The organism is Azospirillum mesophilum (assembly GCF_053470405.2).
This window is the reverse complement of the sequence record NZ_JBPXMQ020000027.1, coordinates 15,015-39,984: the sequence shown is the minus strand read 5'-3', so window position 1 is coordinate 39,984 and position 24,970 is coordinate 15,015. Positions and strand designations below refer to the sequence as shown.

At 69.7% G+C, this 24,970-nt stretch carries 26 protein-coding genes; 13 read left to right on the top strand and 13 right to left on the bottom strand.

Annotation, left to right across the window (positions count from 1 at the left end; translation table 11 throughout):
• Positions 1-63: 63 nt before the first annotated feature.
• Positions 64-693, bottom strand: a complete 630-nt coding sequence (locus ACSVC7_RS22595) for a calcium-binding protein (RefSeq protein WP_448206922.1) — start codon at positions 691-693, stop codon at positions 64-66.
• A gap of 323 nt (positions 694-1,016) precedes the next feature.
• Here ACSVC7_RS22595 and ACSVC7_RS22590 point away from each other — a divergent pair, with 323 nt between their 5' ends.
• The 6 genes from ACSVC7_RS22590 (at position 1,017) to ACSVC7_RS22565 (ending at position 6,130) form a co-directional block, all read left to right on the top strand.
• A complete protein-coding gene (locus tag ACSVC7_RS22590; RefSeq protein WP_448206923.1) occupies positions 1,017-2,078 on the top strand; it encodes an isopenicillin N synthase family dioxygenase in 1,062 nt (353 codons plus the stop codon).
• Positions 2,075-2,884 carry a histidine utilization transcriptional repressor HutC gene (gene hutC, locus ACSVC7_RS22585; protein ID WP_448206924.1) on the top strand — a complete coding sequence of 270 codons (810 nt, stop codon included), beginning with the start codon at positions 2,075-2,077 and terminating at the stop codon, positions 2,882-2,884. Before ACSVC7_RS22590 ends, hutC (ACSVC7_RS22585) begins: the two co-directional genes overlap by 4 nt.
• 76 nt (positions 2,885-2,960) lie before the next feature.
• Positions 2,961-3,878 carry a transporter substrate-binding domain-containing protein gene (locus tag ACSVC7_RS22580; protein WP_448206925.1) on the top strand — a complete coding sequence of 306 codons (918 nt, stop codon included), beginning with the start codon at positions 2,961-2,963 and terminating at the stop codon, positions 3,876-3,878.
• A 63-nt stretch (positions 3,879-3,941) separates the two neighbouring features.
• On the top strand, positions 3,942-4,589 hold the full coding sequence (locus ACSVC7_RS22575; RefSeq protein WP_448206926.1) for an amino acid ABC transporter permease: 648 nt from the start codon (positions 3,942-3,944) through the stop codon (positions 4,587-4,589).
• A gap of 42 nt (positions 4,590-4,631) precedes the next feature.
• Entirely contained in the window at positions 4,632-5,306 is a 675-nt protein-coding gene (locus ACSVC7_RS22570) for an amino acid ABC transporter permease (RefSeq protein ID WP_448206927.1), read from the top strand.
• Positions 5,303-6,130 (top strand): amino acid ABC transporter ATP-binding protein, encoded by an 828-nt coding sequence (locus ACSVC7_RS22565; RefSeq protein WP_448206928.1) that lies wholly within the window; start codon positions 5,303-5,305, stop codon positions 6,128-6,130. Before ACSVC7_RS22570 ends, ACSVC7_RS22565 begins: the two co-directional genes overlap by 4 nt.
• A 170-nt stretch (positions 6,131-6,300) precedes the next feature.
• Here the strand turns inward: ACSVC7_RS22565 and hutC (ACSVC7_RS22560) are convergent, their stop codons facing one another.
• Together hutC (ACSVC7_RS22560) and ACSVC7_RS22555 are read right to left on the bottom strand one after the other, a co-directional pair.
• Positions 6,301-7,026 carry a histidine utilization transcriptional repressor HutC gene (gene hutC, locus ACSVC7_RS22560; RefSeq protein WP_448206929.1) on the bottom strand — a complete coding sequence of 242 codons (726 nt, stop codon included), beginning with the start codon at positions 7,024-7,026 and terminating at the stop codon, positions 6,301-6,303.
• Between the two features lie 86 nt (positions 7,027-7,112).
• Complete coding sequence (locus ACSVC7_RS22555; RefSeq protein WP_448206930.1) at positions 7,113-8,471, bottom strand: formimidoylglutamate deiminase; 1,359 nt, start codon at positions 8,469-8,471, stop codon at positions 7,113-7,115.
• 123 nt (positions 8,472-8,594) lie between these two features.
• On the opposite strand from ACSVC7_RS22555, the gene hutI reads away from it, so the two are divergent.
• From hutI to ACSVC7_RS22520, 7 genes are all read left to right on the top strand, one after another.
• On the top strand, positions 8,595-9,794 hold the full coding sequence (gene hutI / locus ACSVC7_RS22550; RefSeq protein ID WP_448206931.1) for an imidazolonepropionase: 1,200 nt from the start codon (positions 8,595-8,597) through the stop codon (positions 9,792-9,794).
• Complete coding sequence (hutH, locus tag ACSVC7_RS22545; protein WP_448206932.1) at positions 9,791-11,329, top strand: histidine ammonia-lyase; 1,539 nt, start codon at positions 9,791-9,793, stop codon at positions 11,327-11,329. Before hutI ends, hutH begins: the two co-directional genes overlap by 4 nt.
• Entirely contained in the window at positions 11,326-12,150 is an 825-nt protein-coding gene (hutG, locus tag ACSVC7_RS22540) for an N-formylglutamate deformylase (protein ID WP_448206933.1), read from the top strand. The genes hutH and hutG overlap by 4 nt, the downstream gene beginning before the upstream one ends.
• Positions 12,151-12,168: 18 nt before the next feature.
• Positions 12,169-13,836 carry a urocanate hydratase gene (gene hutU / locus ACSVC7_RS22535; RefSeq protein WP_448206934.1) on the top strand — a complete coding sequence of 556 codons (1,668 nt, stop codon included), beginning with the start codon at positions 12,169-12,171 and terminating at the stop codon, positions 13,834-13,836.
• A 250-nt stretch (positions 13,837-14,086) separates the two neighbouring features.
• Positions 14,087-15,241, top strand: coding sequence for a DUF3182 family protein (locus ACSVC7_RS22530; protein WP_448206935.1), 1,155 nt, complete (start codon positions 14,087-14,089; stop codon positions 15,239-15,241).
• 183 nt (positions 15,242-15,424) lie between these two features.
• Complete coding sequence (locus ACSVC7_RS22525; RefSeq protein WP_448206936.1) at positions 15,425-16,231, top strand: alpha/beta hydrolase family protein; 807 nt, start codon at positions 15,425-15,427, stop codon at positions 16,229-16,231.
• Between the two features lie 30 nt (positions 16,232-16,261).
• Complete coding sequence (locus ACSVC7_RS22520; RefSeq protein WP_448206937.1) at positions 16,262-16,735, top strand: hypothetical protein; 474 nt, start codon at positions 16,262-16,264, stop codon at positions 16,733-16,735.
• Between the two features lie 22 nt (positions 16,736-16,757).
• On the opposite strand, the gene ACSVC7_RS22515 is transcribed toward ACSVC7_RS22520, so the two are convergent.
• Genes ACSVC7_RS22515 through nrfD form a run of 10 tightly spaced genes read right to left on the bottom strand, consistent with a single transcriptional unit; the run spans position 16,758 to position 24,970 of the window.
• Positions 16,758-17,084, bottom strand: coding sequence for a cytochrome C oxidase subunit IV family protein (locus ACSVC7_RS22515; protein WP_448206938.1), 327 nt, complete (start codon positions 17,082-17,084; stop codon positions 16,758-16,760).
• Positions 17,081-17,725 (bottom strand): cytochrome c oxidase subunit 3 family protein, encoded by a 645-nt coding sequence (locus ACSVC7_RS22510; RefSeq protein WP_448206939.1) that lies wholly within the window; start codon positions 17,723-17,725, stop codon positions 17,081-17,083. The genes ACSVC7_RS22515 and ACSVC7_RS22510 overlap by 4 nt, the downstream gene beginning before the upstream one ends.
• The gene (locus ACSVC7_RS22505) at positions 17,718-19,352 is read right to left on the bottom strand and encodes a cytochrome c oxidase subunit I (RefSeq protein WP_448206940.1); all 1,635 of its coding nucleotides are present in this window, start codon (positions 19,350-19,352) and stop codon (positions 17,718-17,720) included. The genes ACSVC7_RS22510 and ACSVC7_RS22505 overlap by 8 nt, the downstream gene beginning before the upstream one ends.
• Positions 19,349-20,311: a cytochrome c oxidase subunit II gene (coxB, locus tag ACSVC7_RS22500; protein WP_448206941.1), complete on the bottom strand. Its 963-nt coding sequence runs from the start codon at positions 20,309-20,311 to the stop codon at positions 19,349-19,351. The genes ACSVC7_RS22505 and coxB overlap by 4 nt, the downstream gene beginning before the upstream one ends.
• Positions 20,312-20,317: 6 nt before the next feature.
• Positions 20,318-21,109, bottom strand: coding sequence for an SCO family protein (locus ACSVC7_RS22495; protein ID WP_448206942.1), 792 nt, complete (start codon positions 21,107-21,109; stop codon positions 20,318-20,320).
• Complete coding sequence (locus ACSVC7_RS22490; protein ID WP_448206943.1) at positions 21,106-21,576, bottom strand: hypothetical protein; 471 nt, start codon at positions 21,574-21,576, stop codon at positions 21,106-21,108. The genes ACSVC7_RS22495 and ACSVC7_RS22490 overlap by 4 nt, the downstream gene beginning before the upstream one ends.
• Entirely contained in the window at positions 21,569-22,573 is a 1,005-nt protein-coding gene (locus ACSVC7_RS22485) for a hypothetical protein (protein ID WP_448206944.1), read from the bottom strand. The genes ACSVC7_RS22490 and ACSVC7_RS22485 overlap by 8 nt, the downstream gene beginning before the upstream one ends.
• Positions 22,570-23,079: a c-type cytochrome gene (locus tag ACSVC7_RS22480; RefSeq protein ID WP_448206945.1), complete on the bottom strand. Its 510-nt coding sequence runs from the start codon at positions 23,077-23,079 to the stop codon at positions 22,570-22,572. Before ACSVC7_RS22480 ends, ACSVC7_RS22485 begins: the two co-directional genes overlap by 4 nt.
• Positions 23,076-23,594: a DUF3341 domain-containing protein gene (locus ACSVC7_RS22475; RefSeq protein ID WP_448206946.1), complete on the bottom strand. Its 519-nt coding sequence runs from the start codon at positions 23,592-23,594 to the stop codon at positions 23,076-23,078. The genes ACSVC7_RS22480 and ACSVC7_RS22475 overlap by 4 nt, the downstream gene beginning before the upstream one ends.
• Positions 23,591-24,970 carry an NrfD/PsrC family molybdoenzyme membrane anchor subunit gene (nrfD, locus tag ACSVC7_RS22470; RefSeq protein ID WP_448206947.1) on the bottom strand — a complete coding sequence of 460 codons (1,380 nt, stop codon included), beginning with the start codon at positions 24,968-24,970 and terminating at the stop codon, positions 23,591-23,593. Before nrfD ends, ACSVC7_RS22475 begins: the two co-directional genes overlap by 4 nt.

The following is a 24,970-nucleotide window of genomic DNA, read 5'->3' as shown; positions in this document are numbered from 1 at the left end:
CCGCCACCGAACCGCCCCCCCCCGCGCCTTTCATGGTGGTTGGGGTTTCCGAGGCGGAAGGGCTTAGTAGAAGGAGATGTCGCCCAGCGGGTTGTCGCCCTTGACGATCACGTCGTGGTAGCCGCTGTCGTTGTAGGCGTTCCACGTCACGACATAGGCGCCGTCCTTCTGCCAGACGCTGTACTGCCCGTCGGCCGGCGCGCTGGTGTTGCCCGCGTAGCTGTAGCTGCCCTTCAGCCAGATCTGGTCTTCATGCTTGAAGTCGGTGATGGTGTCGGCCTGCCCGGCGTAGACGTCGCCGCTGTCCTTCGTGTCGAAGAAGAACCAGTCGGCCCCGGCCCCGCCGGTCAGCTGGTCCTTGCCCGTGCCGCCGTACAGATCGTCGTAGGTGTCGCCGCCGTAAAGGGAGTCATTGCCGGAGTCGCCGTAGAGCTTGTCGTACCCGGCCTCGCCGTAGAGCTTGTCGTCGCCGGAACCGCCATACAGGGTGTCCATGCCGTTGTAGCCCATCAGCAGGTCGTTGCCGGCCTCGCCGTACAGCTTGTCATTGCCGTTCCAGCCGTCCAGCGTGTCGTTGCCGTACCAGCCCAGGATGGTGTCGTTGCCGTCGTAGCCCTGAACATAATCGTTGCTGTAGCCGTACTTGATCATGTCGAGGTAGTCGGCGTTGTTGGTTCCGTAGACGTAGGCCATGATGCGTTTCCTTCAAATCGGGTGAGTGGCGAGGCGTATCGGGGAGGGTCTTCTTCGGCCTTTTCTCCGGTCCGATTTGTCGGTGAAGACCTCGTCCGTACGCCGCCATCATTCCCCGGAAACGACACCCCTGACTGTTGTCCGGATCACAGTTTTTGTTTTATGGCCGCACGGCGCCAAAATGACCGGAAATGAGGCAACTCCTCACATTGGCGAAGCCTTCATCGTTCCCGGTTGACAGGCGCTTTTGTACGTACATAACATTTCCACGCATTGACGCGGCGCCGCCCCGGCGCCCCGCGCGGCGGTGGGAGCAACGACCGATGGCTGTTCCGAGTCTTCCCGCGACAGGTCTTCCCGCGACCAATCTTCCCGCGTCCAGCCTTCCCGTGATCGACGTCACCGGCCTGACCTCGCCCGACCTCGCCGATCGGCTGGCCATCGGCCGCCAGATCGCCGAGGCCTGCGGGACCACCGGCTTCTTCTACATCCGCAACCACGGCGTCCCGCAGGCGATCATCGACACGGCGCTGGCCAAAGCCAAGACGTTCTTCCGCCTTCCCGCCGAGGAGAAGGCCAAGGTGGCGGCCGACGCACGGTTCCGCGGCTACCACGCCGCCGACGGGGCGCTGATGTACGGTGCCACCAAGCCGGACTTCAAAGAGTTCTTCCAGATGGGGCTGGACCTGCCGGAGACGGACCCGGACGTGGTCGCCGGCCAGCCGTTGCGCGGCCCGAACCGCTGGCCGGAAAACCCGCCCGGCTTCCGCCCGGCCATGGAGGCCTATTACCGCGCCACCGGCGCGTGCGGTGCCCGGCTGCTGCGCGGGGTGGCGCTGGCGCTCGGTCTGCCGGAGGACTTCTTCGACGACCGCTACGCCAAGCCGATGCAGCGCACGCAGGCGATCTACTACCCCCCGCAGCCCGCCGACATGGGGGAGGAGCAGTTCGGCGTGGCGCCGCACACCGACTATGGCTGCATCACCCTGCTCTACCAGGACGACGCCGGCGGGCTGGAGGCGCAGCGGCTGGACGGCGCCTGGGTGGCGGCACCGCCGGTCCCCGGCACCTTCGTCGTCAATGTGGGCGATCTTCTGGACCGCTGGAGCAACGGGCGCTTCAAATCGACCCCGCACCGCGTGGTCAACCGCAGCGGGCGGGAGCGGATGTCCATCGCCACCTTCTACGACCCGACCTACACCACCGTGGTGGACTCCCGCGAGCTTCTGGCCGCGCTGAACCTGGAGGAGGCGCCGAAACATCCGCCGATCCAGGCCGGGGACCACATCCAGAACCGCATCGCCGAGTCCGGCCGGCACCGCCGCCGGATGCAGGAGGAAGCGGCCGCACGCTCCGGCGCCCCCTCTGGCAACTTGCCGGCATGACGGCGGCCGACCAAGGGACGAGGCCGGCCGCACCCGGACCCGCGGCGCGGCTGATCGGCCGGCTCGACGGCAAGGGGCCGCTGTTCGTCCAGCTGAAGCGCACGCTGGCACGGCAGATCCTGACCGGCGGCGTGGCCGTCGGCGACCGGCTGCCCAGCGAGGAGCAGATCGCCGCCCATTACGGGGTCTCGCGCCAGACCGCCCACAAGGCGATCGCCATGCTGGCGCGCGAGGGCTTTCTCGTCCGCCGTCGCAAGGCCGGCACCTTCGTCGCGGCCCAGCGGCAGGGCGGATTCGTGCTGCCGATCCCCGACATCGGCGACGTGGTCGCCGGCTGGGGCGGGCTGTACGAGCACCGCGTCCTGCGGCGCGAGGCGGCGCGCAACGGCCGCAACGGCCTGCACTGGCCCGACGTGGCGGCCGACGCGCCGCTGCTGGTCCTGGAATGCCTGCATCTGGGCGACGGCGCGCCGGTGCAGTTCGAGCGCCGCTGGATCAACCTGGACGCCGTGCCCGACGCCGCCGACGAGGACTTCCGCGACACGCCGCCGGGCCGCTGGCTGGCCGAGCACGTGCCCTGGTCCACCGCGCGGCACGTCGCGAAGGCCGTCGCCGCCTCCGCCGAGGTGGCGGAGCGGCTGAACGTCGACCGCGGCACCGCCTGCCTCGTGGTGGAGCGCCGCACCATGCACCTCGGCCAGTCGGTGACGCTGGTCCACCTGACCTCCGTCGGGGAGCGCTTCGTGCTGAGCGGCACGTCGGAACCGACCATCATGGCGGAATTGAACGAAGAGGGCGCGTCCTGACCGGCGCGAGCCCATTCCACAAGCGTCATCCGCGCAATATCATACGCGAGCAATCACCAACAGGGAGTGTGGGGACATGGCAATCAAGAACAATGGCGCAATCAAGAACAATGGCGCGATCAAGAACAATGGCGCGATCAAGACCAAAGGGGCGATCACCCGCCGTAACGGAATCAAGGCGGCGCTGACCGCGGCCGTCGCGGTGGCGGCGATCATGACGGTGGGGATGCCCGCCGCGAAGGCCGACACCCTGGCCGACGTCAAGGCGGCCGGCGTGCTGAAGGCCGGGACGGAGATGCAGTTCCCGCCCTTCGACATGATCGAGGGCGACACCTACAAGGGCCTGAACCGCGACCTCATCGACGAGGTGGCGAAGGAACTGGGCGTGAAGGCCCAGTACCTCGACCTGCCCTGGACCAGCGTGCTGCCGGGCCTGGAGGCGAAGAAGTTCGATCTGGTGATCGCCCCGGTCACCATCACCAAGGAGCGCATGGCCCGCTACGCCTTCACCGTTCCCATCGCCGACGGCACCGCCGCCCTGATGAAGCGCGCCGGCGACAAGTCGATCAACAAGCCGGAGGACATCAACGGCAAGAAGGTCGGCGGCGGCAAGGGCACCGCTCAGCTCGCGCAGATCAAGGAATTCGCCGCTGCCAAGGGCCTGAAGGCCGAGTTCAAGGAGTATGTGGACAGCAACCAGTCCTACGCGGAACTGGCGGCGGGCCGCGTCGACGTGTCGGTGAACTCCATGCCGAACCTGTCCTACGCCGCCTCGCAGCGGCCGGACACCTTCGCCGTGGTGCAGCCGCCCTTCGGCAAGCCCACCTACTTCTCCTGGGTCGGTCGCAAGGGCGCCGACGACGCCTCCCTGATCGAGGCCGTCAACGCGGCCCTGGTGAAGATCGACGGCGATGGGCGCATGGAGGCGTTGCAGAAGAAGTGGCTGGGTCAGGTCACCAAACTGCCGACCACCGTCCCCGAACCCTCCTTCTGATAAGGCCTGAGAACCGGGCGGCGCTCCACAGGGGCCGCCGCCCGGCCCAAGGATGCTTCGGCGATGAATTTCACCCTGATTGCCAACAACCTGCCGTACCTCATCAAGGGTGCGGGCATGACCATCGCCGTATCGCTGGCGGGCATCCTGCTGGGGCAGATCCTGGGGGCGGTGGTGTGCGTGCTGCGGCTGTCCGCCGGACGGGCCGGCGATCTGATCGGCGGCGTCTACGTCAGCTTCTTCCGGGGCGTGCCCCTGCTGATCCAGCTTCTGCTGATCTACTACCTGCTGCCGCTGATCGGCATCAACGTGCCAGCTCTGGTCGCGGCCATCAGCGCGCTCGGCCTCGCGTCCGGCGCCTATGTGTCGGAGATCTACCGCGGCGCGCTCAACGCCGTTCCGCGCGGGCAGAGCGAGGCGGCGCTGGCGCTGGGCTTTTCGGACGGCAGGATCTGGCGGCGCATCCTGCTGCCGCAGGCCTTCCGGATCTCCATCCCGGCGCTGATCAACGAGTTGATCCTGCTGCTGAAGGCGTCGTCGCTGATCTCGGTGGTGGGCGTCGCCGAACTGACCCGCGTCAGCCAGAGTGCGGCGGCCAGCACCTACCGCCATCTTGAGATGTACGCGACGGCCGGCCTGATCTACCTGCTGATCAACGCCTGCTTCGCGCTGCTCGGCACCTACGCCGAGCGCCGCCTGAAGAGCGCCTGACGAGAGGCCCCTCGCGAGAGCGAGAGGCGACGGAGCATTCGCATGGACATGGACCTCATCAGCCGCTACGGCCCGTCGCTGCTCAGCGGCTTCGGCGTCACGGTGCTGTGCTGGGCGTCGGGAACGGCGCTCGGCGTCGCCATCGGCTTCGTGATCGCGCTGCTGCAACGGCTGGGCTGGGCGCCGCTGAACGCCGTTCTGCGCGCCTATGTGGAGGTGGTGCGCGGCACGCCCTTCCTGGTGCAGCTCTTCCTGCTCTATTACGGCGGACCGTCCTTCGGGCTGGAGCTTGAGGCGACGACCGCCGGCATCCTCGGACTCGGCGTCTACGGCAGCGCCTATTTCGCCGAGATCTTCCGGGGCGGCTTCGCGGCCGTGCCCAGGGGCTATGTGGAGGCCGCGGAAAGCCTCGCCATGCCGCCGGCCGCCATCCTGCGCCGCATCGTGATGCCGACCATGCTGGCGCAGATCCTGCCGGCGCTGGTCAACATGATGATCATCCTGACCAAGGAGACGGTCATCCTGTCGATTCTGACCGTGCCGGAGCTGATGTACGAAGCCCAGACCATGGCCGCCGAGACCTTCGCGGCCTTCGAGACCATCCTCGTCATGGCGCTGTTCTACTGGTCCCTGGTGGAGGTTCTGTCCCGCCTGGGCCGCCGTGCCGAGGCCCGCCTGACCCGCTACCTGACCGCCAAGCCGGGGATCACCGCATGACGCCGACCGTTTCCTCCGACCGCACGGACACCGCCCCGGCCGCGGCCCCCGCCGTCCCGATGATCGAAATCACCAACGTCAGCAAGGCGTTCGGGGAGAACCCGGTGCTGCGCAACGTCTCGCTGACCGTCAACAAGTCCGAGGTGGTCTGCCTGATCGGGCCGAGCGGATCGGGCAAGAGCACGCTGCTGCGCTGCATCAACTTCCTGGAAAGCTACGACGCCGGGGAGATCCGCATCGAAGGCCGGCTGGTCGGCTACACCGAGGGCACGCCGCGCCGCCGCCAGACCAACCGCGAGCTGCGCGACCTGCGGCGCAACGTCGGCATGGTGTTCCAGCACTTCAACCTGTGGCCCCACATGACCGCGCTGGAGAATGTCAGCGAAGCGCTGGTCCAGGTGCGCGGCCTGTCCCCGATTGAGGCCCGCCGCCGGGCCGAGGCGGTGCTGGCCCGCGTTGGCATGGCGGAGCGCATGCACGCCCACCCCAACCGCCTGTCCGGCGGCCAGCAGCAGCGCGTCGCCATCGCCCGCGTCGTCGCCATGGAGCCGCACGTCATCCTGTTCGACGAGCCGACCTCCGCGCTCGACCCCGAACTGGTCGGCGAGGTGTTGCAGGTGATGCGCGACCTCGCCGCCGACGGCATGACCATGGTGGTGGTGACCCACGAAATGGGCTTCGCCGCCCATGTGGCGGACCGCGTCGCCTTCCTCGACGGCGGCCGCATCATCGAATGCGGCCCCCCCGCCCAGGTCTTCCACCAATCCGCCGAACCCCGCGTCCGCCAGTTTTTGCAGACGTACCATGAGCGGAACAGTTTTTGACGCTGCGAAAGTCTCCTCTTCCGTCATCCCCGCGAAGGCGGGGATCCAGACGCCCGTCTGGGCGTCATATGAGTCGATTGTTGACTATATCGCCGCTGATCGCGGCTCTCGCTGGATTCCCGCCTTCGCGGGAATGACGAAAAGAAACATACGAGAGGTGGGAGAGGGAACTACCGCCCGGTCTTCCTGCGGCTCCCCAGGGAATACCGATCCCCGACGTAGATCAGGCGGTTGACGGTCGCCACCTGTTCGCCGCTCCAGGTGCGGCGCTGGAGCAGCAGGCAGGGGGCGCCGGGGTGGATGTGGAGGCGGGCGGCGACTTCCGCGTCGGCGGAGATGGCGGAGATGACGTGCTCCAGCTCCGTGATCGGGGTCACGCTGACCAGATAGTCGTAGGTGGTCATGCGGGTGAAGTCCTGCGCCCCGTAGTCCGGCACCAGCAGCGGGTTGACGAAGCGTTCCTCGAACTGCACGGCCACGTCGTTCTCGTGGTGGACGACGACGGAATGGAAGACCTCGGCCAGGGCACTGGCCTCGAAGGAGCGGCGCAGGTCGGACGTGGCCGGGATGCGCTCCAGCGTCACCACCTCGCACCGGTGGCGGTGGCCGCGCGCGGCGATCTCTGCCGCGATGTTGTTGATCTCCAGCAGGTCGGACTGCGCCTTGGGCGCGGCGATGAAGGTCCCCACCCCCTGCACCCGCAGCAGCACCCCGGCGTCGGTCAGCTCGCGCAGGGCGCGGTTGACCGTCATGCGGGAGGTGCCCAGCGCCGCCGACAGTTCGTTCTCCGACGGGATGCGGCGGTCGCTCGGCCAGTCGCCGGAGCTGATGTTGCCCAGGATGTAGGCCTTCACCTTCTCGTAGAGCGGGCTGGCGGAGGCAGGAAGGGCACTCATCGGACGCGATCCAACGGCATTTGCGGAAACTCCGGTGCGCTAGGTAGACACCCTTCGCGCTCTGTAAGCAAGCTGTGGAAGCAAGCTCAGGCCATCAGCCGGCGCATGACCGTGGCGTAGCGCTCGCCCACCGCCGCCCGCGCCCGGTGAACGCCGCCTTCGACCAGCTTGGTCCCCCGCACCCACACGCAGTCCACCGCCCGCGACCCGGCGCTGAAGATCCAGGTGTCGAGGATCTGGTCGTGCCGCCGCCCGACGAAGGAGGGCTGGGCCACGTCCAGCGACACGATGTCGGCGGGCGCGCCAACCGCGAGGCCGGTCGCCCCGCCCTGTCCCAGCGCCTGGGTCCCACCCTCCAGCGCCGCCATCAACAGCCGGTTGCCGGAGGACTGCATGGGGGCGGCCAGCACGTTGCGGGCGCGGCGGACGAGCCGCTGCGCGTATTCCAGCATGCGCAACTCCTCGGCAAGGCCGATCTGCACGTTGGAATCCGTGCCGATGCCGAAGCGCCCGCCGGCCGCCGCGAAGGACACGGTGTCGAGGATACCGTCGCCCAAGTTGCCCTCTGTGATCGGGCAGAGTCCGGCGACCGCCCCGCGCGCGGCCACCCCGGCGATTTCCTCCGGCGTCATGTGGGTGGCGTGAATCAGGCACCAACCGCTGTCCACGGGCTGGTTCGCCAGCAGCCATTCCACCGGGCGCGCGCCACTCCAGGCGAGGCAGTCCTCCACCTCGCGCACCTGCTCGGCGGCGTGGACGTGGATGGGCGCGCCCTCGGCCATGGCGACGACCGCCGACAGCTCCTCCGGCGTGACCGCGCGCAGGGAGTGCGGCGCCACGCCGACGTTGGCGCCCGGCAACGCGGCGGCGATGTCCCGGCAGCGCTCCAGAATGCGGGCGAACAGGTCGAGGTCGCTGATGAAGCGCCGCTGGCCGGCGTTGGGCGGCGCCCCGCCGAAGGTGGAATGGGCGTAGAAGACCGGCAGCAGCGTCAGCCCGATCCCCGTCTCCGCCGCCGCCGCGCCGATGCGCGCCGCCGTCTCCGCCGGGTCGGCGTAGGGGCGGCCATCCGCGTCGTGGTGCAGGTAGTGGAACTCGCCGATGCGGGTGAAACCGGCCTCCAGAAGCTCCACATAGAGGAAGGCCGCCACCGCCTCCACATCCTCGGGCGTCATGGCGCGGAGGAAGCGGTACATGATTTCCCGCCAGCTCCAGAAATTGTCGTCCGTCGCGCCGCGCAGCTCGGCCAAACCCGCCATGCCGCGCTGGAAGGCGTGGCTGTGCAGGCTCGCCACACCCGGCAGGGCGACGGCGTGGCGCTCGTCCTCCGATGCTGCTGGAACGCCGGTTTCCAGCCGCGCGATGCGCCCGCCCTCCACATGCAGCCGCACATCGTCGTGCCAGTCGTTGCCCAGCAGGGCGCTCGCGAAATGGAGGGTCGTCATCGCCGTGGGGCCTCCCAAACTCGTGCTGTTCCGGACCCGATCATTCGGGCACTTGCCTTCCGGATCAAGTTGTACATACAATCACAGACAGGTTCAAGCAACAGCAGCGGCGGAGCCGGGTTCATGTCCCTCGCCCTCTTCACCAACGCCCGTCTGGCACCGATGATCCGGGACGCGGCCGTCGTCGCGGACGGCGCCGTGCTCGCCCGGGACGGGACGATCCTCTACGCCGGCCCGCGCGACGGGCTGCCGGCGGAAGCGCAGAATGCCACGGCCCACGACTGCGGCGGACGGCTGGTCACGCCCGGCCTGATCGACTGCCACACGCACCTCGTCCACGGCGGCCACCGCGCCGCCGAGTTCGAGATGCGGCTGCTCGGCGCCACCTATGAGGAGATCGCGCGGGCCGGCGGCGGCATCGCCTCCACCGTCAAGGCCACCCGCGCCGCCGGGGAGGACGGGCTGGCGGCGAGCGCCCTGCCCCGCCTCGACCATCTTCTGGCGGAAGGCGTGACGGTGGTGGAGATCAAGTCCGGCTACGGACTGGACCTGCCGCACGAACGCGCCATGCTGCGCGCCGCCCGCCGCCTGGGCGAGCTGCGCCCGGTGCAGGTGGTCACCACCTTCCTCGGCGCCCACGCCCTGCCGCCGGGGGAGACGGACAAGGACGCCTACATCGACCGCCTGTGCGCCGACATCCTGCCGACGCTGGCCGCCGAAGGGCTGGTCGATGCGGTGGACGGCTTCTGCGAGGGCATCGCCTTCTCCCCGGCGCAGATCGCCCGCCTGTTCGAGACGGCCCACCGCCTCGGCCTTCCGATCAAGCTGCACGCGGAGCAACTGTCCAACCTGGGCGGCGCCGCGCTGGCCGCCAACCATGGTGCGCTGTCCGCCGACCACCTGGAGCATCTGGACGAGATCGGGGCCATCGCTATGGCGAAGTCGGGCACCGTGGCGGTGCTGCTGCCCGGCGCCTTCTACATGCTGCGGGAGACCCGGTTGCCGCCGGTGGACCTTCTGCGCCGCCATGGGGTCCCCATCGCGCTGTCCACGGACTGCAACCCCGGCACCTCGCCGCTCACCTCGCTGCTGCTGACCATGAACATGGCGGCGACCCTGTTCCGCCTGACGGTGGAGGAATGCCTGCTGGGCGTCACCCGCAACGCCGCCGCCGCCCTCGGCCTGTCGGCGACGGTCGGGACGCTGGAGCCCGGCAAGCGCTGCGACCTCGCCCTCTGGGACGCCGAAAACCCGGCGGAGCTGGTCTACCGCATCGGCTTCAACCCCCTGCACGCCCGTGTGTGGAAAGGCAACGTCCAATGACGACCCTTCATCACGTCCTCAGCCCCGGCGCCGTGCCGCTCGCCGTCTGGCGCGACATCTACCGGGGTGCGGCCGCCAGCCTCGACCCCGCCAGCGCCGCGCGGGTGGACGAGGGCGCCCGCCTGATCGCCGCCATCATCGCGAAGGGCGAGCCGGTCTACGGCGTCAACACCGGTTTCGGCAAGCTGGCGAGCGTCCGCATCGCCGACGCCGACCTGACGGCGCTCCAGCGCAACATCGTGCTGTCGCACGCCGCCGGCGTCGGTGACCCGCTGCCGCCCGCCATCGTCCGGCTGATCATGGCGCTGAAGCTCGCCAGCCTCGCCCAGGGCGCGTCGGGCGTGCGGTGGGACACGCTGATGCAGCTCCAGACCTGCTTCGCGAAGGGGCTGGTGCCGGTGGTGCCCGGTCAGGGCTCGGTCGGTGCCTCCGGTGACTTGGCGCCGCTGGCGCACCTGACCGCCGCCCTGATGGGCGTGGGTGCCTTCTTCGTCGATGGCGAGACCGTCCCCGCGACCGAAGCGCTGGCGCGCGTCGGGCTGGCGCCGCTGACGCTCGGTCCCAAGGAAGGGCTCGCCCTGCTGAACGGCACGCAGGTGTCCACCGCGCTGGCGCTGGCCGGCCTGTTCGAGGCGGAGCGGGTGTTCCAGTCCGCGCTGGTGACCGGCGCGCTCGCCACCGACGCCGCCAAGGGCTCCGACGGGCCGTTCGACGCGCGCATCCACCGGCTCCGCCGCCACCAGGGGCAGATCGACGTGGCCGACGCGCTCGGCCGGCTGATGGCGGGCTCGGGCATCCGCGCCTCGCACCGGGTCGGCGATCCGCGCGTGCAGGACCCCTACTGCCTGCGCTGCCAGCCGCAGGTGATGGGCGCCTGCCTGGACCTGCTGCGCCAAGCCGCCGCCACGCTGGCCGACGAGGCCAACGGCGTGTCCGACAACCCGCTGGTCTTCACCGACACGGGCGAGGTCATCTCCGGCGGCAACTTCCACGCGGAGCCGGTGGCCTTCGCCGCCGACATGATCGCCATGGCGCTGTGCGAGATCGGCTCCATCACCGAACGCCGGCTCGCCATGCTGATCGACCCGGCGCTGTCGGGCCTGCCGGCCTTCCTGACGCCCAATCCGGGGCTCAACTCCGGCTTCATGATCCCGCAGGTCACCGCCGCCGCTCTGGTGTCGGAGAACAAGCAGATGGCCCACCCGGCCAGCGTCGATTCCATCCCGACCTCCGCCAACCAGGAGGACCATGTGTCGATGGCCGCCCACGGCGCCCGGCGCCTGCTGCCCATGGCGCGCAACGCGGCGCATGTGGTGGGGCTGGAGCTTCTGGCCGCCGCCCAGGCCTGCGACTTCCACCGCCCGCTGGCCTCCAGCCCGGCGCTGGAGCGGGTCCGCGACCGCCTGCGGGCCGCCGTCCTGGCGCTGGAGGACGACCGCCACTTCGCCCCCGACATCGTGGAGGCCTCCGCCCTGGTGACCGGCGGCGCCGTGATCGCCGCGGCGGGCCTCGATCTTCCGGGAGTGAGCGCATGAACACCGACTGGCTGGCCGTGCGGCGCGGGTCGGCGCCGCTGATCCTCAGCATGCCGCACGGCGGCATCGACATCCCGGACGCCGTCGCCGAGCGGCTGGCGGATCCCTGGCTGGCCCGCAAGGACGCGGACTGGTGGATCGACCGGCTGTACGATTTCGCGGAGGAGCTGGACGCCACCATCGTCCGCACCACGGTCTCCCGCACGGTGATCGACGTGAACCGCGACCCCAGCGGCGCCTCGCTCTACCCCGGACAGGCAACCACCGACCTGTGCCCGCTGACCAGCTTCGACGGCGAACCGCTCTACAAGCCCGGCCAGGAGCCGGACGCGGCGGAGATCGCGGAGCGGCGGGCGCGCTGGTTCGCTCCCTACCACGCGGCGCTGACGGCGGAGATCGCCCGGCTGCGCGCGGCGCATCCCCGCGTGGTGGTCTACGACTGCCACTCCATCCGCTCCGTCGTGCCGCGCCTGTTCGAGGGGCGGCTGCCGGTCTTCAACATCGGCACCAACGGCGGCCGGTCCTGCGACCCGGCCTTGCAGGAGGCGGTCGCCGCCATGGCCGCCGCGTCGGGACGGTCCTGGGTGGTCAACGGCCGCTTCAAGGGCGGCTCCATCACCCGCCTGCACGCCCGCCCGCAGGACGGTGTGCACAGCCTCCAGATGGAGCTGTCCACCCGCGCCTATCTGGCCGAGCCGGAAGGCCCGGTCGGTCCCGAGAACTGGCCCGTGCTCTACGACCCCGCCCACGCCGCCCCGGTGCGCCGGACGTTGCGCGCCGTGCTGGACGCCTGCCTTTCCTTTGCCCGCACCCCTGCCTGAAAGACCGAGGAATTCGCGATGACCCGCCTCGACAACACCCGCAAGATCACGGCCCCGCGCGGCACCGAACGCACCGCCAAGAGCTGGCTGACCGAAGCGGCCCTGCGCATGCTGATGAACAACCTCGACCCCGAGGTGGCCGAGCGGCCGGAGGAGCTGGTGGTCTACGGCGGCATCGGCCGGGCCGCGCGCAACTGGGAATGCTTCGACCGCATCGTGGAATCCCTGCGCGCGCTGGAGGATGACGAAACGCTGCTCGTGCAGTCGGGCAAGCCGGTCGGCGTGTTCCGCACCCACGCGGACGCGCCGCGCGTGCTGATCGCGAACTCCAACCTCGTCCCGCACTGGGCCAACTGGGAGCATTTCCACGAGTTGGACCGCAAGGGCCTGATGATGTACGGCCAGATGACGGCGGGGTCGTGGATCTACATCGGCACGCAGGGCATCGTGCAGGGCACCTACGAGACCTTCGTGGAGATGGGCCACCAGCATTACGGTGGGTCCCTGAAGGGCCGCTGGATCCTCACCGCCGGGCTGGGCGGCATGGGCGGCGCGCAGCCGCTGGCCGCGACCATGGCGGGCGCCTCCTGCCTCGCCGTCGAATGCCAGCAGAGCCGCATCGACTTCCGCCTGCGCACCGGCTACCTCGACAAGGCCGCCGCCAGCCTGGACGAGGCGCTCGCCATGATCGAGGCCGCGACGGCGGAAAGCAAGGCGGTCTCCGTCGGCCTGCTCGGCAACGCGGCGGAGGTGCTGCCGGAGCTGGTGCGCCGGGGCGTGCGGCCGGACGCGGTGACCGACCAGACTTCCGCCCATGATCCGGTCAACGGCTACCTGCCGGCCGGCTGGACGGTGGCGGAGTGGGAAGCCCGCCGCGAGACCGACCCGGCGGGCGTGGCCAAGGCGGCGCGCGCGTCGATGGCCGAACATGTCCGGGCCATGCTGGCCTTCCACCGGGCCGGCGTGCCCACCTTCGACTACGGCAACAACATCCGCCAGATGGCGAAGGAGGAGGGCGTGGCCGACGCCTTCGCCTTCCCCGGCTTCGTGCCGGCCTACATCCGGCCGCTGTTCTGCCGGGGCGTCGGGCCGTTCCGCTGGGCCGCCCTGTCCGGCGATCCGGAGGACATCCGCAAGACCGACGCGAAGGTGAAGGAACTGCTGCCCGACGACGCGCACCTGCACAACTGGCTGGACATGGCGGGGGAGCGCATCCGCTTCCAGGGCCTGCCCGCCCGCATCTGCTGGGTGGGGCTGGGCGACCGCCACCGCCTCGGCCTCGCCTTCAACGAGATGGTGGCGCGCGGCGAGCTGAAGGCCCCCATCGTCATCGGCCGCGACCATCTGGACAGCGGCTCCGTCGCCTCCCCCAACCGTGAGACGGAGGCGATGCGCGACGGCTCCGACGCGGTGTCGGACTGGCCGCTGCTGAACGCCCTGCTCAACACGGCCAGCGGCGCCACCTGGGTGTCGCTGCACCATGGCGGCGGCGTGGGCATGGGCTTCTCGCAGCATTCCGGCGTCGTGATCGTCGCCGACGGCACGCCGGAAGCGGCGAAACGGCTGGAGCGCGTTCTATGGAACGACCCTGCCACCGGCGTCATGCGCCATGCCGACGCTGGCTACGAGATCGCCCAGAGCACCGCGCGCGAGAAGGGTCTGAGGCTACCGTCCGCCGACTTGTAAACGCGATCCTCGCGCGCCCCCGCTGTTCTCGGTTGAGTTTCCATCGTCGCTGCGTGCCGACCCGCAGCGGATGAAACCGTAAGCCCCTCTCCCTTCAGGGGAGAGGGGTTGGGGTGAGGGTGGCGCCGGCGAATGCCGGCCGGAAATTCTATTTTCCGCCCTTCCGGGCGTAACGACCCCTCATCCCAACCCTTCTCCCCCAAGGGGAGAAGGGCTTTGCAGCCGACGGCATGGAGGCTTGCGGGCGGGGATGATCGAGCCATCGGAGACCACATCGGCCACCGCTCCGGACGCGCCGCCCGCGCGCCGGGGCTTGGTCCTTTATTGGCCCGGCGAGCGGAGCTACGCGCGCAGCCACGAACGTGCCACCCACCTCACCATCGCCGAGCGGCTGGCGGCGCTCAAGGGCTTCGAGGCCGCCGGAGAGTTCGAGCCCGCCCGGCGCTATCCCGCCCCGGTCTATGTCCTGCCCGGCGACACGCTGGTCGGCGTGGCCGAGGCCGGGGCGCTGGGCATCCGCGGGGAGCACGACCTGTTCGGCGGGGTCGTCCCCCACCTCTTCGTCGCGACCAAGGCGATCACCCACCCGCTGGTCGCCCCGGATGCCCGCGCGCCGCGTGGCTGGTCCGCCGAGATGGGCCGGCGGGTCCGGGACGTGGTCCTTCCGGGTTTCACCGCCTACACCCGCGACGACACACGGCGCGCCGGGCAAAGCCTGCTCGAACGCGGCCCGGTGCGCGTCAAGCCGGTGCGGGAAACCGGCGGTCGCGGGCAGAGCGTCGTCGAGGACGCCGCCGGGCTGAAGGCCGCCCTCGACGCGGCCGATCCCATGGACCTGTCCCGCTGCGGTCTGGTGCTGGAAGAGGCCCTGTCCAACGTGGAAACGCTCAGCGTCGGGCAGGTGCGCGTCGGCGACCTCGTGGCGACCTACCACGGCCGGCAACGCCTGACGGCGGACAACGAGGGTGCCGAGGTCTACGGCGGGTCCGAACTGACGGTGGTGCGGGGCGGCTTCGACGCCGTGCTCGGCCTGCCCCTGCCCCCGCCGGTTCGGCTGGCGGTGGAGCAGGCCCGGACCTACGACGCCGCCGCGACGGCCTGTTTCCCCGGCTTCTTCGCCTCCCGGCGCAACTACGACGTTCTCCAGGGGTTGGACTCCCGTGGGCAGCGGCGCTCCGGCGTGCTCGAACAGTCCTGGCGCGTCGGCGGGGCCAGCGGCGCCGAGATCGCCGCGCTGGAGGCCTTCTGGCGCGACCCGGCCCTGCGGGTGGTCCGCGCCACCTGCGTCGAGGCCTACGGTGAGGACGCAGCACTTCCGCCGGGAGCGACCGTGCATTTCCGCGGTCTGGACGAGCGGGTGGGCTTCATCACCAAATATACGCTGATCGAACGAGTGGACGTTTAATGCGGATTTCGATGGGTTGTGGATACCCCGTTTCCTGCCGTCATGCCCGGACTTGATCCGGGCATCCACGGCGGCGGATGGACGATACCGAGATGGCGTGGATGACCGGGTCAAGCCCGGTCATGACGATGGAAAGGCGTCTAAGTCCAACGGAAAACTGCTCTAACGAATGGACCTGGATTGATGGCGACAAGGGACGACAGCATCGACATCGCGGTCGACGACCAGCACATCGCCGGTACCCTGGTGGCCCCGGCCTCGGTCATCCCCGGCTTCCTGTTCATTCATGGCTGGAGCGGCAGCCAGGAGCAGTATCTGGCGCGGGCGCGGGAGATCGCGGCGCTCGGCTGCGTGTGCCTGACCTTCGACCTGCGCGGCCACGCCCGCACCGACGCGCAGTTCGAAACCGTCACGCGGGAGGACAACCTGCGCGACGTGATCGCCGCCTACGACGTCCTGACCGCCCAGCGGGGCGTCGATCGGCAGGCCATCGCCGTGGTCGGCAGCAGCTATGGCGGGTATCTGGCGACGATCCTCAGTTCGCTGCGCCCCGTCCGCTGGCTCGCCCTGCGGGTCCCAGCGCTCTACAAGGACGAGGACTGGGACGTGCCCAAGCGGAGGCTCGACCGGGACGAGATCGCCACCTATCGCCGGGGCGTGGTGCGCGCGTCGGAGAACAGGGCGCTCAAGGCCTGCGCGGCCTTCGCGGGCGACGTGCTCATCGTCGAGTCCGAGCATGACGACATCGTCCCGCACCCGGTCATCACCAACTACCGCAAGGCGTTCGAGAAGGCCCATTCGCTGACCTACCGCGTGATCGAGGGGGCCGACCACGGCCTGTCGGAGGAGCCGTGGCAACAGGCCTACACCTCGCTGCTCGTGACCTGGGCGGCGGAGATGGTGCTGGGCGCGCGGGAGGGGGGTGCCGCGTCGGCGGTCCACACGCACCGCCAGCCGATGCCGCAACGCCAGCCGCCGACCGAGGCGTAACGAACGGGAATTGCCGCCGGAGGGTCCGCCATGCGAGCCGACCGAGTCTTGAAAACCGTCCTGCCCGTGGCCTTCCTGGGCCTGACTGCCTGCGCGCGCGAGCCCGCACCGGCTCCTTCCGCGCCCTCGCCGTCGCGGCAATATGTGCCCATCGTCCTGGAACCGGAGGCCGTGACACGGACGGCGCAGGGGTGCGGCGTACCCATCCTGATCGAGGACGAAAGCGCCGCCGGGTTCCAGCGCCTCAGCCTCGCCGCCCAGGCGCTGGACCGCGACGGGCGGTTCCTGGAGGAAAGCCGCTTCGACGCGCAGCGCGAACCGGTGCTCGACCCGCTCTACTACACCGCCACGATGCGGTTCGGGAAAGCCACCTGCCAAGCCATGAGGAGCGTCGTCGTCACAGAGGCCGCCTGCACGGGCAAGGCCGGCACGCCCAGCTCCTGTTTCGACCGCCTGCAACTGCGCGACCGGTCCGGCAGCCGGCTCCGCTTCCGCCTGCGCTGACCGGCGATGCGGGACGCAACGCTCACCTCGTCGCGCTCTCGGCGCGGGGCGGGGCGGCGACCGGAACGTCCCGGCGGGTCAGGTAGTCGGTCGCGGCCAGCGAGAACAGGATGGCCAGCCAGAACAGGCCGGCCCCGGCCGCGACGCGGGTCAGGACCGGGCCGCGGAACAGCTTCATGAAGATTGTGACGACCAGCGCGGCCTTCGCGGCCGACACGCACAGCGCCACGACGATGTTGAACGTCCCCATGGGCACATAGGCCAACCCCAGGGTCAGGCCGAGCAGCGCCAGAAGCCCCAGCCATGTGAGGACGAGGGAGCGCGGGGGCGCCGCGCCGGCCTTGCTCATGGCCCGCTCCTCCCGACCAGATAGATCAGCGGGTAGAGCACGACCCACACGATGTCCACGAAGTGCCAGTAAAGCCCGGTCACCTCCACCGGCGTGTAGTAACGCGACGAAAAGGCCCCCCGCCAACTCCGCACCGCCATCACGGCGACCAGCCCGATGCCGACGGCGACATGCACGCCGTGCACCCCGGTCAGCATGAAGTACAGGAAATAGAACAGCTCCACGGCGTGTGCCTGCGGGCCGGTCTTGTCGAAATTCAGGCCGGGCACGAGATGCTCCGACCATTCCTTGTAGTATTCCAGCCCCTTCAGCCCGAGGAACAGCAACCCCAGCAGCGCCGTGACGCCGAGCAGCCGCGTCACCGTCCGTTGCCGGCCCCGCTCCGCCGCGTGCACCGCCCAGGCGATGGTGAAGCTGCTGGTCAGCAGGACCACCGTGTTGACCGTGCCGATCACGATCTTCGTCTCCCGCCCGGCCTCGGCGAAGCCCTCCGGGAAGGTGGCGCGGGCGTGGGTGTAGGCGAACAGCATGCCGCCGAAGAACAGCACCTCCGTCGCCAGGAAGACCCACATGCCGAAGCCGGCGGTCTCCGCCTGCTGGCGCATCGTGGCGTATTGGGGTTCGGGCTGAAGCTCAGGCATCCTGTGGCTCCGCGTCCGGCCGGTACTGGTAGGGCGGGCGGGTGACGGTCGGCGTCACGTCGAAGTTGTGCGGCGGCGGCGGGGAGCTGGTCCGCCACTCCAGCCCGGTCGCAGCCCAGGGGTTGTCGCCCGCGCGCTCCCCCCGGATCAGCGACCAGCCGAGGTAGAACAGCGGCAGCGCGTAGCCGACCGCCAGGATTGACGCGCCGGCCGACGACAGCACGTTCCAGATCTGGAACTCCGGCGGGTAGGTGGCGTAGCGCCGCTCCATCCCCAGATAGCCCAGGATGAACTGCGGGAAGAAGGTCAGGTTGAAGCCGAAGAAGATCAGCAGCGCGGCCAGCCGCCCCCACCATTCCGGGTAAAGCCGCCCGGTGATCTTCGGCCACCAGTAATGCAGCCCGCCGAAATAGGCGCTGACCATCCCGCCGACCATGATGTAGTGGAAATGCGCCACCACGAAATAGGTGTCGGTGGCGTGCACGTCGAAGGCCAGGTTGGCGACGAACAGCCCCGTCAGCCCGCCGATGGTGAACAGCCCGATGAAGCCCAGCGCGTAGAGCATCGGCGCGTCGAAGCTGATCCAGCCCTTGTGCAGCGTGGCCGTCCAGTTGAACACCTTGATGGCCGACGGCACGGCGATGATGTAGCTGAGCAGCGAGAAGACCAGCCCGGCGTAGAGCGAGATGCCGGCCACGAACATGTGGTGCGCCCAGACGAAGAAGCCGATGCCGGCGATGGCGATGCTGGACCAGACCACGAACTTGTAGCCAAACAGCGGCTTGCGCGCGAAGCAGGGCACGATCTCGCTGATCACGCCGAAGCCCGGCAGGATCATGATGTAGACCGCGGGGTGGGAGTAGAACCAGAACAGGTGCTGGAACAGCAGCGGGTCCCCGCCCAGCGCCGGGTCGAAGATGCCGACGCGCAGCAGCCGCTCCACCGCGACCAGCGCCAGCGTGATCGCCAGGACCGGTGTCGCCAGCACCAGGATCAGCGCCGTGGCGTAGTTCGACCAGATGAACACCGGCAGCCGGTACCAGGTCAGGCCCGGCGCGCGCAGCCGGTGGATGGTGACGATGAAGTTCAGCCCCGTCAGGATCGAGGAGAACCCCGACACGAACACCGCCGCCAGCGCCAGCACGACGTAGCCGTTGGAATACATCGACGAGAATGGCGTGTAGAAGGTCCAGCCCGTGTCCACCCCGCCGGCGGCGATGGCGACCAGCCCCAGCGTGCCGGCAAAGACGAACAGGTACCAGCTCAGCAGGTTCAGGCGCGGGAAGGCCAGATCCTTCGCCCCGATCATCAGCGGGATCAGGAAGTTGCCCAGCGTCGTCGGGATCGACGGGATCAGGAAGAACCACACCATGACGATGCCGTGCATGGTGAACAGCCGGTTGTAGGTGTCCGGCTGGAAGACCCCCGCCGGCGTGATCAGGTTGTAACGGATCAGGGTCGCCGCCGCGCCGCCGACGAAGAAGAACAGCGTGATGGACAGGGTGTAGAGGATGGCGATCCGCTTGTGATCCCTGGTCAGCAGCCAGGACCGCAGCGTGAAGCCCTCCGCCGTCAGATAGCTGGGCGGGGCGGCGGCGGGCTCGTCCGTGAAGGTCGCGGTGGTCATCTTGCGGGCCTCTCCGCCGGCCTCAGGGATTCGTTTCCCAGGGATTTGATGTAGGCGACGATCCTGACCAGATCCTCCTCGCCGATCTGGCCGGCGAAGGACGGCATGATGGCGGGATAGCCGGCGGCGATCTGCGCCTTCGGCATCAGGATGGAATCGCGGATGTAGCGGTCGTCGGCGGTGACGGTCTCGCCGCTCGCCAGCGGCACCGGGCGGCCGTAGAGCCCTTCCAGCGGCGGCGCGTGCACGGTGCTGGCGCCGCCGTGGCAGCCGCTGCACCCGTATTGCCGGAACAGCGCCGCCCCTTCCTGCGCCAGCGTTTCCCCGGTGCCCTGCTGGTCGAGCCAGCGCTGGAAGTCGCCGCGCTCCATCACCGTGACGATGCCGCCCATGTGGGAATGGTCGGTGCCGCAGAACTCCGCGCAGAACAGGCGGTAGTCGCCGACCTTGGTCGGGGTGAACCACAGGATCTCGTACCGGCCGGGCACGGCGTCCTGGCGGATGCGGAAGGCCGGGATCGCGAAGTCGTGGATCACGTCCTGCGAGCTGAGGACGAGGCGCACCGGCTGCCCGACGGGAACATGCAGGGCGTCGATCTCCCGCTGGCCGCCGGGATGCTCGACCTTCCACATCCATTGCTTGCCGACCACGTAGATGTCCGTCGCGTCCGGCGGCGGACGGTGCAGCGTGATGTAAAGGTCGGCCCCCCAGGCGTAGAGGCCGAGGAACAGGACGAAGGTCGCCGCCGTCCAGGCCACCTCCACCCTCCAGGTCCGGCGCAGCCGGTCGCCGCGCTCCGCCTTGCTGCCCTTGCGGTAGCGGACGCAGAAGGTGATCATCAGCCCGAAGACCAGCAGCAGGATGAAGCCGCTGGTCGCGACCAGCCCGGCGAACAGCCAGTTCATCGAACTGGCGTGGGCGGAGGCCGTGGCCGGCAGGAATTGGATGTCGCTTCCCATCGCGGCTCACCCCCTCCCCGCCGGGCGCGCGGCGCGGACGACGACGAGGCCGAGCGCCAGCATCGACACGGCCCCCGTCGCCTTCACCAGCGCGCCGATCGCGAGGCTGTACCGCCCCTGCACGGGGTCGTAGGCGTAGCAGAGCAGCAGCGCGTGCTCCGCCACCGACGCGATGGCCCCGCGCGAGGCGTCCACCAGCCCCAGCCGCAAATCCATCGGGTCGTAGCCGACGCCGAGGATGTAGCGCGACACCACCCCGCCCGGCGCCAGCAGCACCACGCCGGCGGGATGGGCGTACTGCTCGATGGCCGGGTCGAAGCGGTAGGGGAAGCCCGCCGCGTCGGCAAGGCGCCGCACCGCCCCCTCCTCCCCGGTCAGAAAACGCGCGGCGTCGGCGAAGGCGGGGTCGCGGCCGAGGTGCCGCGCCTTCAGCGCCGCCGCGTCGGCGGGTGTCTCGCCGGGGTCGATGCTGACCGCCAGCACGCCATAATCCCGGCCGGGCTCCAGCGGAACCTTTTGCAGCGCCGCCGCAAGGTCGCCCAGGACAACGCCGCACAGCGTCGTGCAGTGGAAATAGTCGAAGACGAGGACCAGCGGCTTGCGCTCCGCGAACAGCGCGCCGGTCTCGACCGCCCGCCCCTGCTCGTCGCGCAGGGTCACGTCCTTCGGCAACTGCGCGCCGGGATGCTGCGCGAAGGCCAGCTCGCCGAAGGCCGACGCGGGCAGCGTGGACGGGGCCGCCCGTGCGGCTCCAGACGGCAGGACCGCGATAAGAACGAGCAGGAGCAGCGCGATCATGGCTTCGCCCCCGGCCAGTCGGGGATGCCCTGCTCCGCCACCCGGCGCATCGCCTCGTTGATGGGAACGCGGGCGACGCCCTGTTGCCGGTCCACCCAGCCGTAGCTGTTGAGCCGCCGCTCCGCCTCCGCCCGGTAGGCCCGCATGTCGGCGGCGGGCTTGGTCTGAAGCTGGGGCTCCGGCATGGCGGTGACGAGCCCCTTAGGCTGGTCGCGCGTGGCGTCGGGGAAGACGAACATCAGCGCAACGACCACCAGCACGATCAGGCCGGCGGCCAGCCCGGCCAGCAGACCAATCACCCAGAGCGGCGTGTCGCGCGTCTCCACCCGCGTGTCGGGATTGCCGGCATCCTCCTCCGGCGGCGGGCGGTGACCGCGCTTCGACAGGCCGAACAGGAGGGCCGCCGCCACCCCGGCAACGCGGGCGCCCACACCGCCGCTCCGGTTCATCCGCGCCAGATCATCCATGGCGCGCCCCCTCCGCCATCCCGGCGGCACGTGCAGTCACCCGATCCAGCCGCCGCCGGCCAGCTACCAGATTCCACCGATAGAACCCGCCCCAGGCGGCTCCCATCACCAACGTCGCCAGCGGCGCGAACCACGTCCAGCCGCCCGCCGTCCCCGGCAGGACCAGCCACCAGCATTCCAGGACATGCGCGGCAAGCAGCAGCGCGCACACCGCCGCCAGCCCCACCCGGCTGCGCTTCACCGGCCACCAGATCAGCGCGAAGAAGGGCAGCACGCCCTGCCCGAAGGCCCCCAGCACCGCCAGCCAGCCCCAGCCGCCGGCCAGCCGCGGCACATACCAGGAGATCTCGTGCGGCAGGTTTTCCTCCCACACGATCAGGAACTGCATGAAGGACAGGTAGAACCACAGCAGCACGCCCGCGATCAGCAGGCTGCCCAAATCCATGCGCGGACCGGGCTCCGGCGCCGAACCGGTGAGGACGGCGGTCAGCGTCGCCAGGGCCAGCGCCGCCAGCAGATGGCCGCTGATGACCATCATGCCGTAGACGCTGGAGCCCCAGTCGGGCTCGATGGACATGGTCCAGTCGAAGGCCGCGAAGGTGGCGGTCAGGCCCAGCAGGATCAGCCCCGGCGCGGCGAGCGGCCCAGCCCCCTCCCGCCGCACCCGGATCCACCACAGCAGCAGCCAAACCGCGACATAGACCACCGAGCGCGCGATGAAGAAGGGGGCGTTCAGGTAGAAGCCGTTCTTCAGATGCGCCGCCGCCTCCGGCCGCGCCCAGGGGTAGACCAGCGGCAGCGCCAGCAGGATCGGCACCAGCAGAACCGCGAGCAGCGGCAGCGTCGAGGCCGCCGCCGTCAGCGGCGCACAGGCCGCCCGGCCCCAGCGCCCGCCGGTCAGGTCGTGGGCGAACAGCAGCATCAGCGCGCCGAGCGGCAGCCCGATCCAGAAGGCGAAGGCGGCCAGCCAGCCGCGCAGCAGAGCCTCCCAGCTCATCGCAAGCCCTCCCGCACCGGGTCGGGAAGGGACGCGGCGGCAACGCGCTGGCTGTCCTGAAGCGCGCGGATGTAGGCGGCGATGGCCCAGCGGTCGTCGGAATCCACGCGGTCGGCGTAGGAATACATCACGCCCCAGCCCTGCGTGATGACGTCGTAGAAATGCTGCGTCGGCGCCGCGCGCAGCCGGTCGATGTGGAAGGAGGGGGGTGCGGGGAAGCCGCGCTTGACGATCATGCCGTCGCCCTCCCCCAGATAGCCGTGGCAGGGGGTGCAGTAGACCTCGAACCGCTCCTTTCCGCGCGCCAGCAGGGCCGGGGTCAGCGCTGGCGCCGGGCGGGGCACATCTTCCCGCGCGACGGTTCCGGCGGGCGGGACGGGCGGCCAGATCTTGCGGTCGGGCAGCGCGTTCGCGGGGCGCCACGTCTTGTCGCGCGGCTGGTCCGCCATGTTGTCGCAGGCCCCCAGCGCCATCACGGCAAGGATCAGCAGAGCCGGCACCCTCATGGCGGCACCTCCGCGATCCGGGCCGGGGTGCCGGCGAGCAGCCGGTGCAGCAGTTCGCGGTCGCCGGTGCCGTCCCGCGCCTCCACCCTGATCAGGAACCGGTCCTGCGAGGCGCGCTCCATCCCTGGCGCGTCGAAAATCGGGTCATACAGGCGCGGCAGACGGCAGGACCAGCCGAAGGCGACGATCCCCGCCAGGATCATCGACAGGGCGGCCAGCTCGAAGGTCGTAGTGCTGAAGGCCGGCCAGCTGTTCAACGGCCGCCCGCCGATGTTCAGCGGGTAATGCACCGCCATGCCGATGTATTGCAGGATGAAGCCCGCGACGGCGCCCACCACCCCGGCCGCAAAGATGACCAGCGGCAGCGCCCCGCCGCGCCGGCCCAGGATGTCGTCCACCCCCTCCACCGCGTGGGGACCGTAGACCTCCATGCGCGAGAATCCGCCCTCCCGCAGGCGGCGCAGCGCGTCGAGCATGGCGTCCGGGCTGTCGAAGGCGGCGACGATGCGGCTCATCCCCCCTCCCTCCGCTTCTTGTGCAGGAGTTCGCGCATCTCGAACATCGAGACCATCGGGATGAAGCGCAGCAGCAGGAAGAAGCCGGCCAGGAACAGCCCCACCGACCCGGCCAGCGTCGCCCAGTCCCAGAAGGTCGGGTTGAAGACGAACCAACTCGATTCACTGTAATTCCGGTGCAGGCCGGAAACGACGATGACGTAGCGTTCGATCCACATGCCGACCACCACACCCGCCGCGATCAGGAACAGCAGCGGCCGGTTCAGCCGCACCGCGCGGCTCCACAAAAGCTGTGTAACCACGCCGTTCAGCAGGATCTTCGCCCAGTACCAGGGCGCGTAATAGCCGCCGAGCTGGGCGAGGACTTCGGTAATCTCCCGCTCCTCCCCCCGGTAGAAGGGCATGAAGACTTCCAGCAAGTAGCAGTAGGACAGCAGCAGGCTGGCCGTCAGCATCAGCCGCGCCAGCACGTCGATGTGGCGCAGCGTGATGACCCCGGAGAGATCGAAGGCGCGTTGCAGGGGGATGACCAGCATCAGCACCACGGCGAAGCCCGACAGCACCGCCCCGAAGATGAAGTAGGGCGGGAACTGCGTCTCGTGCCAGCCGGGCGTCAGGCCGCCCGCGAAATCCAGCCCGACGATGCTGTGGATGGAGCAGACCAGCGGCGCCATCAGCGCCGCCAGCACGAGGTACAGAGACTTGAACGCCCGCCAGTGCCGCGACGACCCCTGCCAGCCCAGCGCCAGGATGCCGTACAGAATCCGCTGCCAGCGCCGCGTCGCACGGTCGCGCAGGGTCGCCAAATCGGGGATCAGCCCGACGTACCAGAAGACCACCGACCCGATCACGTAGACCAGGATCGCCACGAAGTCCCAATGCAGCGGGCTGCGGAACTGCGGCCACACCGCCATGGTGTTGGGGTACGGGAACAGCCAGTAGAAATACCACCAGCGCCCCAGGTGGATGATCGGCATGATGCCGGCGCAGGCGACGCAGAAGACCGTCATGGATTCGGCGATGCGGCTGGTGGCGCTGCGCCACTCCGACCGGGTCAGGAAGAACAGGGCGGAGATGATGGTCCCGCCGCTCGCCATGCCGACCCACCAGACGTAGTTCCCGATGGCGAAGCCCCAGGCGACCGGCCAGTCGATGCCCCAGATCCCCACCCCGCGCACGAACAGCCAGCCCAGCGCCACCGCGAACAGCAGCAACAGGCCCAGCGACAGCCCGAAGCCGATCCACCACCAGAGCGGCGTCGGCCGCTCCAGCACGAGGTCGCTGACATGGTCGGTGACCGAGCGCGGCGTCACGCCCGGTTCCACCACCCGCCCCACCTGCCCCACCCGCCGAGGATCCTCCGCGACGACGCTCAC

Bases quoted from the DNA above. Each gene is read 5' to 3' on its own strand.
- ACSVC7_RS22595 (WP_448206922.1), bottom strand. From the start codon at position 693: ATGGCCTACGTCTACGGAACCAACAACGCCGACTACCTCGACATGATC.
- ACSVC7_RS22590 (WP_448206923.1), top strand. From the start codon at position 1,017: ATGGCTGTTCCGAGTCTTCCCGCGACAGGTCTTCCCGCGACCAATCTT.
- hutC (WP_448206924.1), top strand. From the start codon at position 2,075: ATGACGGCGGCCGACCAAGGGACGAGGCCGGCCGCACCCGGACCCGCG.
- ACSVC7_RS22580 (WP_448206925.1), top strand. From the start codon at position 2,961: ATGGCAATCAAGAACAATGGCGCAATCAAGAACAATGGCGCGATCAAG.
- ACSVC7_RS22575 (WP_448206926.1), top strand. From the start codon at position 3,942: ATGAATTTCACCCTGATTGCCAACAACCTGCCGTACCTCATCAAGGGT.
- ACSVC7_RS22570 (WP_448206927.1), top strand. From the start codon at position 4,632: ATGGACATGGACCTCATCAGCCGCTACGGCCCGTCGCTGCTCAGCGGC.
- ACSVC7_RS22565 (WP_448206928.1), top strand. From the start codon at position 5,303: ATGACGCCGACCGTTTCCTCCGACCGCACGGACACCGCCCCGGCCGCG.
- hutC (WP_448206929.1), bottom strand. From the start codon at position 7,026: ATGAGTGCCCTTCCTGCCTCCGCCAGCCCGCTCTACGAGAAGGTGAAG.
- ACSVC7_RS22555 (WP_448206930.1), bottom strand. From the start codon at position 8,471: ATGACGACCCTCCATTTCGCGAGCGCCCTGCTGGGCAACGACTGGCAC.
- hutI (WP_448206931.1), top strand. From the start codon at position 8,595: ATGTCCCTCGCCCTCTTCACCAACGCCCGTCTGGCACCGATGATCCGG.
- hutH (WP_448206932.1), top strand. From the start codon at position 9,791: ATGACGACCCTTCATCACGTCCTCAGCCCCGGCGCCGTGCCGCTCGCC.
- hutG (WP_448206933.1), top strand. From the start codon at position 11,326: ATGAACACCGACTGGCTGGCCGTGCGGCGCGGGTCGGCGCCGCTGATC.
- hutU (WP_448206934.1), top strand. From the start codon at position 12,169: ATGACCCGCCTCGACAACACCCGCAAGATCACGGCCCCGCGCGGCACC.
- ACSVC7_RS22530 (WP_448206935.1), top strand. From the start codon at position 14,087: ATGATCGAGCCATCGGAGACCACATCGGCCACCGCTCCGGACGCGCCG.
- ACSVC7_RS22525 (WP_448206936.1), top strand. From the start codon at position 15,425: ATGGCGACAAGGGACGACAGCATCGACATCGCGGTCGACGACCAGCAC.
- ACSVC7_RS22520 (WP_448206937.1), top strand. From the start codon at position 16,262: ATGCGAGCCGACCGAGTCTTGAAAACCGTCCTGCCCGTGGCCTTCCTG.
- ACSVC7_RS22515 (WP_448206938.1), bottom strand. From the start codon at position 17,084: ATGAGCAAGGCCGGCGCGGCGCCCCCGCGCTCCCTCGTCCTCACATGG.
- ACSVC7_RS22510 (WP_448206939.1), bottom strand. From the start codon at position 17,725: ATGCCTGAGCTTCAGCCCGAACCCCAATACGCCACGATGCGCCAGCAG.
- ACSVC7_RS22505 (WP_448206940.1), bottom strand. From the start codon at position 19,352: ATGACCACCGCGACCTTCACGGACGAGCCCGCCGCCGCCCCGCCCAGC.
- coxB (WP_448206941.1), bottom strand. From the start codon at position 20,311: ATGGGAAGCGACATCCAATTCCTGCCGGCCACGGCCTCCGCCCACGCC.
- ACSVC7_RS22495 (WP_448206942.1), bottom strand. From the start codon at position 21,109: ATGATCGCGCTGCTCCTGCTCGTTCTTATCGCGGTCCTGCCGTCTGGA.
- ACSVC7_RS22490 (WP_448206943.1), bottom strand. From the start codon at position 21,576: ATGGATGATCTGGCGCGGATGAACCGGAGCGGCGGTGTGGGCGCCCGC.
- ACSVC7_RS22485 (WP_448206944.1), bottom strand. From the start codon at position 22,573: ATGAGCTGGGAGGCTCTGCTGCGCGGCTGGCTGGCCGCCTTCGCCTTC.
- ACSVC7_RS22480 (WP_448206945.1), bottom strand. From the start codon at position 23,079: ATGAGGGTGCCGGCTCTGCTGATCCTTGCCGTGATGGCGCTGGGGGCC.
- ACSVC7_RS22475 (WP_448206946.1), bottom strand. From the start codon at position 23,594: ATGAGCCGCATCGTCGCCGCCTTCGACAGCCCGGACGCCATGCTCGAC.